The 13598-nt window shown below is 66.2% G+C and carries 14 protein-coding genes; all 14 read right to left on the reverse strand.

The annotated features are described in order from the left end of the window. Nucleotide 1 precedes the first annotated feature (1 nt). Nucleotides 2-2317 carry an NADH-quinone oxidoreductase subunit NuoG gene (gene nuoG, locus L2Y96_RS14285; RefSeq protein WP_247327452.1) on the reverse strand — a complete coding sequence of 772 codons (2316 nt, stop codon included), beginning with the start codon at nt 2315-2317 and terminating at the stop codon, nt 2-4. Continuing rightward, complete coding sequence (gene nuoF / locus L2Y96_RS14290; RefSeq protein ID WP_247327454.1) at nt 2314-3657, reverse strand: NADH-quinone oxidoreductase subunit NuoF; 1344 nt, start codon at nt 3655-3657, stop codon at nt 2314-2316. The genes nuoG and nuoF overlap by 4 nt, the downstream gene beginning before the upstream one ends. Before the next feature lie 10 nt (nt 3658-3667). Next, entirely contained in the window at nt 3668-4195 is a 528-nt protein-coding gene (nuoE, locus tag L2Y96_RS14295; RefSeq protein WP_247327457.1) for an NADH-quinone oxidoreductase subunit NuoE, read from the reverse strand. 21 nt (nt 4196-4216) lie between these two features. Continuing rightward, a complete protein-coding gene (locus tag L2Y96_RS14300; RefSeq protein ID WP_247337040.1) occupies nt 4217-5446 on the reverse strand; it encodes an NADH-quinone oxidoreductase subunit D in 1230 nt (409 codons plus the stop codon). Nucleotides 5447-5473: 27 nt separating this feature from the next. After that, a complete protein-coding gene (locus L2Y96_RS14305) occupies nt 5474-6202 on the reverse strand; it encodes an NADH-quinone oxidoreductase subunit C (protein WP_247327460.1) in 729 nt (242 codons plus the stop codon). 12 nt (nt 6203-6214) lie between these two features. Beyond that, nucleotides 6215-6769 (reverse strand): NuoB/complex I 20 kDa subunit family protein, encoded by a 555-nt coding sequence (locus L2Y96_RS14310; RefSeq protein WP_045827793.1) that lies wholly within the window; start codon nt 6767-6769, stop codon nt 6215-6217. After that, entirely contained in the window at nt 6760-7116 is a 357-nt protein-coding gene (locus L2Y96_RS14315) for an NADH-quinone oxidoreductase subunit A (RefSeq protein WP_247327462.1), read from the reverse strand. Before L2Y96_RS14315 ends, L2Y96_RS14310 begins: the two co-directional genes overlap by 10 nt. Before the next feature lie 310 nt (nt 7117-7426). Further along, the gene (locus tag L2Y96_RS14320; RefSeq protein ID WP_247327473.1) at nt 7427-7786 is read right to left on the reverse strand and encodes a PilZ domain-containing protein; all 360 of its coding nucleotides are present in this window, start codon (nt 7784-7786) and stop codon (nt 7427-7429) included. Nucleotides 7787-7823: 37 nt separating this feature from the next. Then, nucleotides 7824-8786 carry a PIG-L deacetylase family protein gene (locus tag L2Y96_RS14325; protein ID WP_247327475.1) on the reverse strand — a complete coding sequence of 321 codons (963 nt, stop codon included), beginning with the start codon at nt 8784-8786 and terminating at the stop codon, nt 7824-7826. A 28-nt stretch (nt 8787-8814) separates the two neighbouring features. Then, a complete protein-coding gene (holB, locus tag L2Y96_RS14330; protein ID WP_247327477.1) occupies nt 8815-9750 on the reverse strand; it encodes a DNA polymerase III subunit delta' in 936 nt (311 codons plus the stop codon). Further along, a complete protein-coding gene (gene tmk, locus L2Y96_RS14335) occupies nt 9747-10391 on the reverse strand; it encodes a dTMP kinase (RefSeq protein WP_425492427.1) in 645 nt (214 codons plus the stop codon). Before tmk ends, holB begins: the two co-directional genes overlap by 4 nt. Next, nucleotides 10388-11416 (reverse strand): endolytic transglycosylase MltG, encoded by a 1029-nt coding sequence (gene mltG / locus L2Y96_RS14340; RefSeq protein ID WP_247327490.1) that lies wholly within the window; start codon nt 11414-11416, stop codon nt 10388-10390. The genes tmk and mltG overlap by 4 nt, the downstream gene beginning before the upstream one ends. Further along, on the reverse strand, nt 11413-12249 hold the full coding sequence (pabC, locus tag L2Y96_RS14345) for an aminodeoxychorismate lyase (RefSeq protein WP_247327493.1): 837 nt from the start codon (nt 12247-12249) through the stop codon (nt 11413-11415). Before pabC ends, mltG begins: the two co-directional genes overlap by 4 nt. Further along, the gene (locus tag L2Y96_RS14350) at nt 12246-13592 is read right to left on the reverse strand and encodes an aminodeoxychorismate synthase component I (protein ID WP_247327496.1); all 1347 of its coding nucleotides are present in this window, start codon (nt 13590-13592) and stop codon (nt 12246-12248) included. The genes pabC and L2Y96_RS14350 overlap by 4 nt, the downstream gene beginning before the upstream one ends. Nucleotides 13593-13598 lie beyond the last annotated feature (6 nt).

Below are 13598 nucleotides of genomic sequence, written 5' to 3' on the forward strand. Positions count from 1 at the left end.
TTTACGCCTTGCTCAGGGTGATGGCGGCGCCGTACGGCGGCAGCATCGCAGTTTCGGGAAGCGCGGCGTCGATCCACACGGCGCCGGTCGGCACCGCGGTATCGACAACCACCGGGAGCACGCTGTCACCGATGCGGCCCTGGCCACCATCGGCCAGGCCGAGCTTGCCGGCGTCTTCCGCGCTGACGCGGATGGCGGCGGCGCGGTTGAGCGGATGCGAGTTCAGCGCACCAGCGCGGCGCAGCACGGCATCGCCGCGATACACCGGCACCGTGGCCACGCGCGAGAGCGTCGTACCCGACGTGCGCTGGCCCAGCACCGAACGGACATCGGTCGTGCGCTCGACGATCCCGCTACGCAGGCCCGCCATGTCGTCGAACTCGAAGCCGGCGACATTAAGCGAACCACCCAGCGCGCGGAGCACCTTCCAGCCTTCGCGTGCTTCACCCGGGGCCTTCGCACCGGCGAGCACGGCCTGGGCGGTGCCCTCGGCATTCACCAGGGTGCCTTCCAGTTCCGGCGTCAGCGCGATCGGGAGGATCACGTCGGCCGAATCCTTGAGGGCATCCGACGCGTAGGCGGCGAAGGCGACAACGGTCTGCGCCGAATGCATGGCCTGCAAGGCCTGTGCACCATCGGCGAAATCGTACGGCGGCTCCACGTTGTAGAGCACGTAACCCTTGCGCGGCTGCGCCAGCATGGCGCGCGCGTCGAGGCCACCTGCCGTCGGCAGCACGCCGACGGTGGAGAGGCCCACGGCGTTGGCACCGGCCGGGATTTCGTTAAACGCCGCGCCAGCGGCCTGCGCGATGTAACGCGCGATGGCACGCAGCCACGAAGCTTCCGGGTGGTTGGCGGCGGCGTGGCCGAAGATCACCACGGCGCCTTCGACCGCGAACTCGGCGTAGGCAGCGCGGTGGTCGTCAGTGGTCGTGGCAGCGTTCACCACGCCCGCGATCGACTCGGGCACGGCGGCACCGTTTTCAGCGGCCACCTTGGCGAACTGCAGCAGCTCGGCGACGAGCTCGTGCGGCGGAGCTACTGCTTCGCCAGCGAGATCGAAGTTGAAGTTGAAATGCGCCGGGTTCACGGCAAACACCTTGGCGCCCTTCTTGGCGGCCTGGCGGATGCGGTGGTTGAGCAGCGGCACTTCGTAGCGCAGGTCCGAAGCAACGATGAGCGCGGACTTGACCTTGTCGAGCGAGGCGATCGGCGACGCAAACGGACGCGCGAAGGCGTTGTCGGCGAAGTCGAGCTGACGCAGGCGGTGGTCGACATGGGCGCTGCCCAGGCCACGCGCCAGGCGGACGAGCAACTCGCCCTCCTCGTTCGTGGTTGCCGGGTTCACCAGGATGCCGAGGTCGGCACCGGAGACGCTCTTCAGCGCTTCGCGGGCAACCGACAGCGCGTCGTCCCACGTGGTGGTCGCCCACTGGCCGTTGCGCTTGACCATCGGTGCCTTGACGCGATCCGCGGCGTACAGGCCCTGGTGGCTGTAGCGGTCGCGGTCCGAGAGCCAGCACTCGTTGATCGATTCGTTATCGCGCGGCACCGTGCGCAGCACTTCGCCGCGGCGCGTGTGCAGCCACAGGTTCGAACCCAGCGCGTCGTGGTAAGCCACCGACGGACGGGCGACCAGCTCCCAGGCGCGCGCCTGGAACTGGAACGGCTTGTTGGTCAGCGCGCCCACCGGGCAAACGTCGATGATGTTGCCCGACAGTTCGCTTTCGATGGTCTTGCCAATATAGGTGCCGATCTCGAGGTTTTCACCGCGGCTCATGCCACCCAGTTCATACGTGCCGGCGATCTCGCTAGTGAAGCGGACGCAGCGCGTGCACTGGATGCAGCGGGTCATCTCGGTGGCGATCAGGGGGCCGAGGTTTTCATCGGCCACCGTGCGCTTGCGCTCGACGTAACGCGACACCGAACGGCCGTAGCCGAGCGAGACGTCCTGCAGTTCGCACTCACCACCCTGGTCGCAGATCGGGCAATCCAGCGGGTGGTTGATCAGCAGGAACTCCATCACGTTGCGCTGTGACTTGAGTGCCTTGTCGGAACGGGTGAAGACCTTCATGCCCTCGCCTACCGGCGTGGCGCATGCGGGTGCCGGCTTCGGCATCTTCTCGATTTCCACCAGGCACATGCGGCAGTTGGCGGCGATCGGGAGCTTGCGGTGGTAGCAGAAGCGCGGAATCGCGATACCGACGGCATCCGCCGCCTGGATGATCATCGACCCCTTGGCTACCTGCACCGGAACGCCATCGATCTCGATATTGACGAGATCCGGCGCGGCATTGGCTACGGGCTGCGCACTCATGCAGCGACTCCAGTGGTGGCCGTGCCAGCGGGGCCGTCCACGATGGAACGGCCGTGCTGCACGTAGTATTCGAATTCGTGCCAGAAGTGGAACAGGAAGCCCTGCACCGGCCATGCGGCGGCTTCGCCGAAGGCGCAGATGGTGTGGCCTTCGATCTGGCCGGCGACAGCCTTCAGGCGGTGCAGGTCATCCTGCGTGCCCTTGCCTTCGACGATGCGCGACAGCACGCGGTGCATCCAGCCGGTACCTTCGCGGCACGGGGTGCACTGGCCGCACGATTCGGCCATGTAGAAGCGCGAGATGCGGTGGCAGGCGCGGACCATGCAGGTCTTGTCGTCCATCACGATAACGGCGCCCGAACCCAGACCCGAACCCGCCTTCTGCAGCGAGTCGTAGTCCATCGTGCATTCCATCATCTTCTCGGCCGGCAGCACCTTCATCGAGGAGCCGCCCGGGATGACCGCCTTGAGCTTGTTGCCCGTGCGAACACCGCCCGCCATCTCCAGCAGTTCGGAGAACGGCGTGCCGAGCTTGATCTCGAAGTTGCCCGGGTTGTTCACGTGGCCGGAGACCGAGAAGATCTTCGGGCCGCCGTTGTTGGGCTTGCCGATGTTGAGGAACCACTCCGCGCCGTTGCGCAGGATCGCCGGCACCGAGGCGTAGGTCTCGGTGTTGTTGATCGTGGTCGGACGGCCGTACAGACCGAAACCGGCCGGGAACGGCGGCTTGAAGCGCGGCTGGCCCTTCTTGCCTTCCAGCGATTCCATCAGCGCGGTTTCTTCGCCGCAGATGTAGGCGCCAGCGCCGAGGGCGTTGTAGATGTCCACGTCGATGCCGGTGCCATCGATGTTCTTACCCAGCAGGCCAGCGGCGTACGCTTCCTTCAGGGCTTCTTCGATGTGCTCGAACGGCTCGTGGTGGAACTCACCGCGCAGGTAGTTGTAGGCCACGGTGGAACCGGTGCAATAGCACGCGATCGCCAGGCCTTCGAGCACCGAGTGCGGATTGAAGCGCAGGATGTCGCGATCCTTGCAGGTGCCCGGCTCGGATTCATCCGAGTTGCACAGGATGTACTTCTGGCCCGGCGCATTGCGCGGCATGAACGACCACTTCAGGCCGGTGGGGAAGCCGGCGCCGCCGCGGCCACGCAGCGAGCTCTTCTTGATTTCTTCGATCAGCGCAGCCGGATCCGGCTTTTCAGCCAGGATCTTGCGCCATGCCTTCCAGCCGTCGACCTTCTCGTAGCTCTCGAGCGACCAGGGCTTTTCGAAATGCAGGGTCGTGTAGACGACCTGGTGTTCCTTGGGTGCGGGTCCGACCGGACCAGTGGTGCTAGCCATTGCCCTTACCTCACTTAAGACCGTCGAGGATCGCGTCGACCGAATCGGTCGTCAGCTTCTCGTGGTAATGACCGTTGACGACCATCATCGGCGCGCCAGCACAGGCAGCCAGGCATTCCTCTTCCTGCTTGAGGTAGATGCGGCCGTCGGCGGTGCTCTCGCCGGTCTTGATGCCCAGCTTCTTTTCGCAGTGGCGCACGAGGCCTTCGGCCCCGTTCAACCAGCACGAGATGTTGGTGCAGATGGCGACGTTGTTGCGACCGACAGGCGTGGTCTCGAACATCGAATAGAAGCTCGCGACTTCGTACGCCCAGATCGGCGGCAGGTCGAGGTACTTGGCGACGGCGGTGATCAGCTCGTCGGTGAGGTAGCCCTGGTTCTGCTCCTGGGCGGCCATCAGCGACTGGATGAGCGCCGAGCGCTTGCGGTCCGGCGGGAACTTACCGACCCAGTGGTCGATATGCTCCCGGGTGTGATCGTTGAGCACGGCGATCGGATCGACGTCCTTCACCTGCTCGAAATGACCGGTGGCTTTCATGATTCTGTGTACTCCGTCGACTTAGCGGTCGACTTCGCCGAAGACGAGATCGTAAGTGCCGATCATCGCGACGACGTCGGCGAGCATGTGGCCACGCACGAACGCGTCCATCGAAGAAAGGTGGGCGAAGCCCGGCGCGCGCAGATGCACGCGGAACGGCTTGTTCGCACCATCGGACATGAGGTAGCAGCCGAATTCACCCTTCGGTGCTTCCACGGCGGCGTAGGTTTCGCCGGCGGGAACGCCATAGCCCTCGGTGAAGAGCTTGAAGTGGTGGATCAGCGCTTCCATGTCGTTCTTCATCTCGACACGGCTGGGCGGGGCGACCTTGTAGTTCTGCACCATGACCGGGCCCGGATTGGCCTTCAGCCACTCCACGCACTGGCGGATGATGCGGTTCGACTGGCGCATTTCTTCCACGCGCACCAGGTAGCGGTCATAGCAATCGCCATTCACGCCGACCGGGATGTCGAAATCCATCTTGTCGTACGCGGCGTACGGCTGTTTCTTGCGCAGATCCCAGGCGATACCCGAGCCGCGCAGCATCGCGCCGGTCATGCCCCAGGCCTGTGCCTTCTCGGGGTCGACCACGCCAATGCCGACCGTACGCTGCTTCCAGATACGGTTATTGGTGAGCAGCAGCTCGTATTCGTCGACGCGGGCCGGGAAGTCGTTGGTGAACTCCGTGAGGTAGTCCAGCATCGAGCCTTCGCGCCACTGGTTCAGGCGCTTGAGATCGCCACCCTTGTGCCACGGCGATTCGCGGTACTGCGGCATCTGCTCCGGCAGGTCGCGGTACACGCCGCCCGGACGGTAGTACGTGGCGTGCATGCGCGCGCCCGACACCGCCTCGTAGACGTCCATGAGCTCTTCGCGCTCACGGAACGCGTAGAGGAACACGGCCATGGCGCCCAGATCGAGCGCGTTCGAACCGACCCACATGAGGTGGTTCAGGATGCGGGTGATCTCGTCGAACATGGTGCGGATGTACTGCGCACGGATCGGCGCTTCCACACCCATGAGGTTCTCGATGGCGCGCACGTAGGCGTGCTCGTTGCACATCATCGAGACGTAATCGAGGCGATCCATGTAACCGATGGACTGGTTGAACGGCTTCGATTCGGCGAGCTTTTCGGTACCACGGTGCAGCAGGCCGATGTGCGGATCGGCACGGACGATGGTTTCGCCGTCCATTTCCAGCACGAGGCGCAGCACGCCGTGCGCCGCAGGATGCTGCGGGCCGAAGTTCATCGTGTAATTGCGAATTTCTTCCACGGCTTAATTCTCCCGCCAGCGGTCGGCGGCTTCCGCCCTGGCCTGATCGAGGTCGGCATCGTTGCGGATCGTGCGCGGCACCAGCACGCGCGGCTCGATCGAAACCGGTTCGTAGACAACACGCTTCTGCTCGGCGTCGTAGCGAACTTCGACGTTGCCGATGAGCGGGAAATCCTTGCGGAACGGATGGCCGACGAAACCGTAATCCGTGAGGATGCGGCGCAGATCGGGGTGGCCATCGTAAATAATGCCGTACAGGTCGAACGATTCACGCTCGAACCAGTCAGCGCCCGGCCAGATGCCCGTCACCGACGGCACCACCGGGAAGTTGTCGTCTTCGCAGAACGAACGCAGGCGGATGCGCTGGTTGTGTTCCAGCGACAGCAGCTGGTACACCGAGGCGAAGCGGCGCGGCAGGTCTGCCGGGCGCGGGCGCTCTGCCCAGGTGAAACGGCCGACGGCCTGGCCTTCGACGCCACGCGAGAAGCTTTCGCCCTGCGCGGTATCGGTATCCCATTCGGTCTTGCCGTAGCTGAGGTAATCCACGCCGCACGCGTCGATGAAGACGGTGAAGCGGAAACCGGCTTCATCACGCAGCGCGGTGGCCACGGCCAGCAGATCGCGCGGGGCGACCTCGGCGGTGACTTCGTTGCGTTCGACCTTCACCGTCAGCATGTCGCCGAAGCGCGCGGCGAGGCGTTCGACCAGCGAGGTCTCGTTATTAACGCTCATGTGCAGGCCCTGTTAGCGCGCGATCGTGTGGGTGCGACGGATCTTCTTCTGCAGCTGCAGGATGCCGTGGATCAGCGCTTCGGCCGTCGGCGGGCAACCCGGCACGTAGATGTCGACCGGCACGATGCGGTCGCAGCCGCGCACGACCGAATACGAATAGTGGTAGTAGCCGCCGCCGTTGGCGCACGAACCCATGGAGATGACCCACTTCGGCTCAGGCATCTGGTCATAGACCTTGCGCAGCGCGGGGGCCATCTTGTTGACCAGGGTGCCGGCGACGATCATGACGTCGGACTGGCGCGGGCTGGGGCGGAACACGACGCCAAAGCGATCGAGATCGAGGCGAGCAGCGCCCGCATGCATCATCTCAACCGCGCAGCACGCCAGGCCGAACGTCATCGGCCACATGGAGCCGGTGCGTGCCCAGTTCATCAGGGCATCCACGCTGGTGACGCCGAAGCCGCGCTGCGGCACCGGTGCATCGCCATTGGGACGAATGATGTCGTCGACGAGGTTGAGGGGCTGCGGGTTGTGCATCACCCGGTCGATGGTGGTCATCACTCCCATTCGAGCGCTCCCTTCTTCCAGACATAACCGAAACCGACCACGAGAAGCGCCAGGAAGAGCGCCATTTCCACCAGTGCGATGAGTCCGATCTTGTCGAACACCACGGCCCACGGGAAAAGGAAGGCGATTTCGAGGTCGAAAATAATGAAGAGGATCGCGATGAGGTAATAGCGCACGTCGAACTTCATGCGTGCGTCTTCGAAGGCTTCGAAGCCGCACTCATAAGGCGAGAGCTTTTCCGCATCGGGGCGCTTCGGGCCGGCGAGCATGCCGAGCACCATGAGCACAGCGCCAAGGCCGACGGCCACGGCTATGAACAACAGGACGGGCCAATATTGGGCGAGCACGATGCTGCGTACCTCCGCGCCTCTCTGGGCGCATCAGTGACCGTCGGCGGGGGACGGCGGTCCGGACTAGGGGCGCCGGAGCCCGATCGAATCGATCTAAACCGAACCGACCCGCGACGAGAGACCACAGGGTCTCGTCAACTCCGGTGTACTACGATGTCCTATGGGAGAACCGAGCTATTGTACCAGTGCGTGCAGGTATGCCGACAAGTCTTAACAGACAAAAAATGCGCATTAAATAAGGCCCAAATGCGAGGGACTCGCATTAGGCGCGCAGGCCGACCTGCCACGAGGGAAAAAGCCTCGCTGGTTACATCGTCTGGGTGGGGCGTTCCGAGTTGAGCGTACCCGCCAGCAGGGCCTCGATACGCTGCCGGGCGGCCTCGCTCTCGGGCGACTCGTTGAACTGGATGCCGACACCGGCCGTACGGTTACCTTGCGCCCCCACCGGGGTGATCCAGACCACCTTTCCGGCAACAGACAGCCGCTCGCTGTCATCGATCAGCGTCACCAGCAGGGCCACTTCATCGCCCAGGTTGTAGCGCTGGGCGGTCGGGGCGAACAGGCCGCCCGTCTTCAGGAACGGCATGTACGAGATGTACAGGGAGTTCACGTCCTTGATCTTCAGCGACAGGATGCCCTGGCGCGGCGACGGGCTGGTGGCGTTCATGGAGAGGTCGGATTCCCTTGATTAGCGGCCATCGTAGCTAGCCCACCGGCCGGGCCACAAGCCCAACCGGTTCCGGATCCTGAGCGATCCAGCCGTAGCGATCGAAGATCCACGGCGTGGAGAGGTCCGCGGTGAGCTTGACGAACGCCGGGCCGGGCACGGGGCGCAGGGCCAACAGCCAATCATCGCCATCGCGTTCGAGCGGTGCGCTGCGCCAGGTCCAGTGCCGAGCCCCCTGCCCGTCCGCCAGCAGCACCCGCAGGCGACTACGAGCCATGGCGCCAGGCCGCCATGGCAGCCTCAGGGTGTCGCCTACCGCCACAACAGCCGGCCGGTCAAAGCGCTCGGGGCGGGCGGCAAGGGCGAGCATGCGTTCCCGACTCAGCACCATCTGGGTGCCGTGCTCCTGCACCGCCGCGATCTTGGTGGCCTGGCGGCCGGGGTCCAGGTCGGGAACGATCAGGTCTTCCGGCGCGCAGGCCTCGGTGCCATGCACCATGTAGGTGAGCAGATCGGCCGTCGAGCCCGCCGCATGCAGGGCCAGGCGCGCCAGCACATGGCCGGCACCGTGGTCGGGATGGCGGTCACCCAGGTCGGGAATGACCACCAGGGTCGGGCTCACCCGTTCGATGACGGCACGCAACGCGCCCACCGACGCCTCATGGTGATGGCGGAGCTGCGCCGTGACCTGCATATCGTGCCAGCCCTGGGCGTGCAGCCGATCCACCGGCACACCCAGCCGACCCAGCGCCGCGGCGACCTCGATACGCCGCCGCGCACCCCAGCGCCGGCGCCCCGCGGCACCCACGAAGACCCGCTTCTCGAGCCAGCGCTGGGGCCAGGGGTTGTCGTCGCCATCGGTCAGGAGCACCACGTCGACACTGCCACCGGCGGCCAGGCAGCGCTGGATCAGCATGCCTGCGGCGAGCGACTCGTCATCCGGGTGCGGCGCCACAACGAGCAAGCGTGTCGATGCATCGATGAGCGGCGGCTGGGACACGGCAGGACCGGGGCGCGAAAACGTCACGTCAACGCCAGGCGGCGATGAGTTCGAGCAGGACCAGGTCGGCGCGCAGCGGCCCGCGCAGGGCATCGCGGGCGCGATTGGCGCGGCCATACCAGGCATCGAGCGATTCGTCGTCGAGCTGGCTTTCCAGCGGCGCCTGCCGTCCGGCGGCACGGGCACGCAACTCGTCGGTGGCGGCCTGGGCCGCGAACCACACGTAACGGGAGGGATCCGTCGCCTGCCAGCGCTTCACGACCTCCATGGGATCGCCCCGCCCTGCGGCCAGGCTCTTCAGGTCGTTGCGCACTTCGGTGCGCTGCTTCAGCGCGCCATCGCCGGCCCAGGCACGGGCCAGGCCCGGATTGCCCCCCGCCGCCTCAAGCGCGGCGGGTGCATCAGCCACGCCCTGGCCACGCAGCCACTCCAGCGCCACCTCGCGGGTGGGCACCAGGAAATCGATGCGCTGGCAGCGGCTACGGATCGTCGCAGGCAAGCGCGCCGGCTCGTCGGCGACGAGGATGAGGATCGTCGACGGGGTCGGCTCCTCCAGGGTTTTCAGCAACGCATTGGCCGCGGCCGCGTTCATCGCATCCGCCGGATCGATGGTCGCGACCTGCCAGCCACCGAACTGACTGGACATGGCCAGCCGCTGGGAAAGGTCGCGCACCTGGTCGACCACGATCTCGGTACGCACGCCGCCATCCTTGCGCAAGCCGAAGCTCAGCGCGACCACGTCGGGGTGGGTGCCTGCCGCCAGCAACAGGCAGCTACGGCAGGTGCCGCAGGCGACACCCTGTTCCGGACGCTGGCAGAGCAGCCCCTTGACGAAATCCGCCAGGAACTCACGCTTACCGAGGCCTGCCGGGCCGGCCAGTAGCAACGCATGGGGTAGCGCATCGCGCTCGCGGCGCGCCTGCAGGCGCGCCCATGCATCGGCATGCCACGGCCGGGCGATCACGGCGCCTCCGGGCTGAACAAGCCACTGACGCCGGCGACTGCCTGCGCAAGCACCCCGTCCGGCGCGGCGCTCGCATCGAGCACGCGAAAGCGCGACGGGTCGGCTGCCGCGCGTTCACGGTACGCACCGCGGATACGCTCAAAGAAGGCATCGCCTTCGACTTCGATACGATCAGCCTCGCCGCGGCCAGCGGCCCGCGCGCGCCCTTCGCTCACCGGCAGGTCGAGCAGCAGGGTCACGTCGGGCCGCAAGCCCAGCGCGGCCCAGCGCTCCAGCTCGGCGATGCGTTCGACCGGCTGGCCACGCCCGCCACCCTGGTAGGCATAGCTGGCATCGGTGAAACGATCGCAGAGCACCCAGCGACCAGCGGCCAGCGCTGGCTCGATCACCTGGCGTACCAACTGCGCGCGCGAGGCGAACATGAGCAGCAGCTCGGCTTCGGCACACAGCTCGTTGTTTGCGGCGTCGAGCACCACGCCGCGCACAGCCTCGCCCACGACGGTGCCACCCGGTTCACGGGTCACGACGAGGTCGACGCCACGCTCGCGCAGGTGGGCCTCGAGCCCACGCAGCAGCGTGCTCTTGCCGGCACCTTCGCCGCCTTCAAGGGTGATAAGCCGTCCGCGCTGTCCCTGGGTCACTTGCATCGCTTCAACTGGTAGCAGGCCACGGCCTTGTTATGTTCTTCGAGGGTGGCCGAAAACACGTGACTGCCGTCGCCACGTGCGACGAAGTACAGCTCATTGCCATCGGCCGGGTGCAGTGCTGCCCGGATCGCCGCCACACCCGGGAGGGCGATGGGCGTGGGCGGCAGGCCCGCACGCGTGTACGTATTGTACGGGGTGTCGGTGGTGAGGTCGCTTTTGTGGATATTGCCGGCATACGCCGCGCCCATACCGTAGATCACGGTGGGATCGGTCTGCAGCAGGATGTGCTGTTCGAGGCGGCGGACGAATACGCCTGCAATGCGCGGCCGCTCATCTGCCCTGCCCGTCTCCTTCTCCACGATCGACGCGAGGATGAGCGCTTCATACGGGCTTGTGAGGGGCAAGCCCTCCGCCCGCCCGGGCCATTCGGCATCCAGCGTCTTCGTCATCGCCACGTAGGCACGCTTCAGGATGCTGCTATCGGCATCACCCTTTACGTAGGCATAGGTCTCCGGCAGGAACCGCCCTTCGGGCAGTGCACCGGGGGCACCCAGGCGCTTCATGATCTCGGCGTCGTCCACGCCGGCGGTATCGTGGGTCAACGTATCCACGGCACCAAGTGCGCGGCGCAGGTCCGCAAAGGTCCAGCCATCGACGATGGTGAAATTGCGCTGCATCACCTTGCCGGCTGCCATGTCGGCAATGAGCTCGCGTGGGGTCATGTTCTGGCGCAAGGCGAACTCACCTGCGTGCAGGCGACCGGAGGCGTGCATTTCCATGGCGAGCGCACGCCAGTAGAGCGCAGGCGCCCGCGTCGCGCCACGCGTCCGCAGTTCGCTCACGATCGTGGCGAAGGATGAGCCGCGGGCCACATCGATACTCTGGCCGGCGGTGGGGACCGTCAGCGGGGTCCGCGCAAAGCGCGACCAGTCCATCCACAGCCACGCGCCGACGGCGACCGCCGCAAGCAGCAACACCAGCAAAACCGCGCGCCACAGGGCGGCGCCACGCACTTTCATCGATCAGGATCCTTGGCACGGTTCGGTGATGGCAGCCCCAGCGATGCCCAATGGGCCTGGAGGGCACGGGCCACAGGGCCGGGCTGCCACGTTCGAGCGCCGAGCGCCCGAACCGGGAGGATGCCGCGAACGGCGGATGTGAGGAAGACCTCTGACGCTTCCAGCAACCGGGGCAGGCTCAGGCGAGCGACCGTTACCGCCCGCAGGGCAAGGATTTCGGCCCGCGCCACGCCCGCTACGCCACATTGATCGACCGGTGGCGTCACCAGCTCGCCATCGAGCACGGCGAACAGGTTGGCGGCGGTGGCGCACACCACCTCACCCTCCGGATCGCATAGCAGGCCTTCGCCGATCGCCGGGTCGGTCCATTCCGCCCGCGCCAGCACCTGCTCGAGCCGATTGAGATGCTTGAGGCCGGCAAGGATCGGCTGGCAGGCGAGGCGTATATCGCACAGCCGGACGGCGATGCCATCGTGGGCCGCCCCCGAATCCAGTGCGAGCGGCGACGCAGCCACCACCAGGGTCGGCCGCGGCTCGAGGGGCAACGCATAGCCGCGTTCGCCCACCCCACGGCTCAGCGTAAGACGCACCACTGCGTCGGGGAGCCCATGGCACAGGCGCGCGATTTCCGTGTGGATGGCAGCCAGGTCGGGAGGCGGAAGACGCAGCCGCTCACAACCATGCGCCAGGCGTGCCGCGTGACGCGGCCAGAGCGGCGCCCGGCCTTCCACCACACGCAACGTTTCAAACAGGCCATCGCCGTAGGTGAATCCGCGATCCGCGGCCGAGACGGCGCTGGTATCGCTGAAATTCACCGAGAAGCGCGTGCTCATGCCGCGCCAAAAATCCGCAGAAGGCCCCGTGCTTTGGCCCGGGTTTCATCCAGCTCCTTCTCAGGCACCGAATCCGTGACGATGCCCGCGCCCGCGCGTAGCGATACGTCACATCCCTCTGCCATGAGCGTGCGGATGAGAATATTGAGATCCATGTCACCGCTATCGTCGATGTAGCCGAGCGCGCCGGTGTACGCGCCGCGCGGCTCCTGCTCGATATCGCCGATGATCTGCATGCAACGAACCTTGGGACAGCCGGTGATGGTGCCACCAGGGAACGTCGCGGCAATGACCTGACCGGGCGTGATGCCTTCGCGGGCACGGCCCCGAACGTTCGACACGATGTGGTGCACATGGGCGTAGCTTTCCACCACCATGAGTTCATCGACGCGCACGCTACCCGGCACGCAAACGCGCCCAAGGTCATTGCGCTCGAGATCGATCAGCATGACGTGTTCAGCACGCTCTTTCGGGTGCGTGGTGAGCTCGCGAATGCGTGCGGCATCGTCGTCGCCAGGCGTACGGGGACGCGTGCCGGCGATGGGGCGCGTTTGCAGTACGCCATCACGCGACTCGACCAGCCGCTCCGGCGATGAGCTGACGACGGCCCAGCCTGGCTGCTGTAGCAAACCGGCGAAAGGCGCCGGGTTCGCACGCCGCAGCGCATGCATGAGTGCAGCGGGTGCAGGCGGCTCGGCAAAATGCGCGCACCAGCGCCGCGACAGATTGACCTGGAAGGTATCGCCCGCGTGCAGGTGCTCGTGGATGCGGGTTACGCCAGCGAGGAATCGCGCAGGCTCATCCTCGTCCACCCGCTCGGGTGCGGCCAGGTCGTAGGCAGGCGTCGGCGCGGCCAGATCCGCCTCGAGCGTGTCGAGCCAGGCCTCAGCCCCCTCTTCCGCCACGAGGATCGTCCGCCCTTCGACGTGATCCACGATGGCCGCTGCGGGAGCACGCAGCGCGCACGCCACCGGCGCGGCACCACGCGAGCCCGGCAAACGCAGCGAAGGCTCAACCTGCGCCGCCAGTTCGTAAGCGAGATAGACCACCCAACCGCCATGGAACGGCAAGCCGTCGTCGACCCTTGGACGATGCTTCGCAGCCCATGCCCGATCAAACGCGTCGAGGAAGGTACCCTCCACCGCCTGCCCGGCCGCATCGCGCAGCACGCCATCGGCATGCAGCGCCAGCGTCATGCCGCCATCGGCAAAAAGGATATCGAAGCGGGATTGCGCGGTACCGCTGACCGCGGAGGCAAGCAGCGCCGGATAGCGCTCCGGAAACAGCGCGGCCGGCGCGAGAAGATCGCGCCGGCCGGCCAGGGTTCGCGTGGAAAACGCCACGCGGGG

Source organism: Luteibacter aegosomaticola, assembly GCF_023078475.1.
In the GTDB taxonomy this organism is placed as follows: Bacteria; Pseudomonadota; Gammaproteobacteria; order Xanthomonadales; family Rhodanobacteraceae; genus Luteibacter; species Luteibacter aegosomaticola.

What these genes read in the sequence shown, in the direction of transcription:
- L2Y96_RS14305 (WP_247327460.1), bottom strand. Translation starts at nt 6,202, where the DNA reads ATGAGCGTTAATAACGAGACCTCGCTGGTCGAACGCCTCGCCGCGCGC.
- L2Y96_RS14310 (WP_045827793.1), bottom strand. Translation starts at nt 6,769, where the DNA reads ATGGGAGTGATGACCACCATCGACCGGGTGATGCACAACCCGCAGCCC.
- L2Y96_RS14300 (WP_247337040.1), bottom strand. Translation starts at nt 5,446, where the DNA reads ATGAACTTCGGCCCGCAGCATCCTGCGGCGCACGGCGTGCTGCGCCTC.
- pabC (WP_247327493.1), bottom strand. Translation starts at nt 12,249, where the DNA reads ATGAGCACGCGCTTCTCGGTGAATTTCAGCGATACCAGCGCCGTCTCG.
- nuoF (WP_247327454.1), bottom strand. Translation starts at nt 3,657, where the DNA reads ATGGCTAGCACCACTGGTCCGGTCGGACCCGCACCCAAGGAACACCAG.
- mltG (WP_247327490.1), bottom strand. Translation starts at nt 11,416, where the DNA reads ATGAAAGTGCGTGGCGCCGCCCTGTGGCGCGCGGTTTTGCTGGTGTTG.
- L2Y96_RS14320 (WP_247327473.1), bottom strand. Translation starts at nt 7,786, where the DNA reads ATGAACGCCACCAGCCCGTCGCCGCGCCAGGGCATCCTGTCGCTGAAG.
- nuoG (WP_247327452.1), bottom strand. Translation starts at nt 2,317, where the DNA reads ATGAGTGCGCAGCCCGTAGCCAATGCCGCGCCGGATCTCGTCAATATC.
- nuoE (WP_247327457.1), bottom strand. Translation starts at nt 4,195, where the DNA reads ATGAAAGCCACCGGTCATTTCGAGCAGGTGAAGGACGTCGATCCGATC.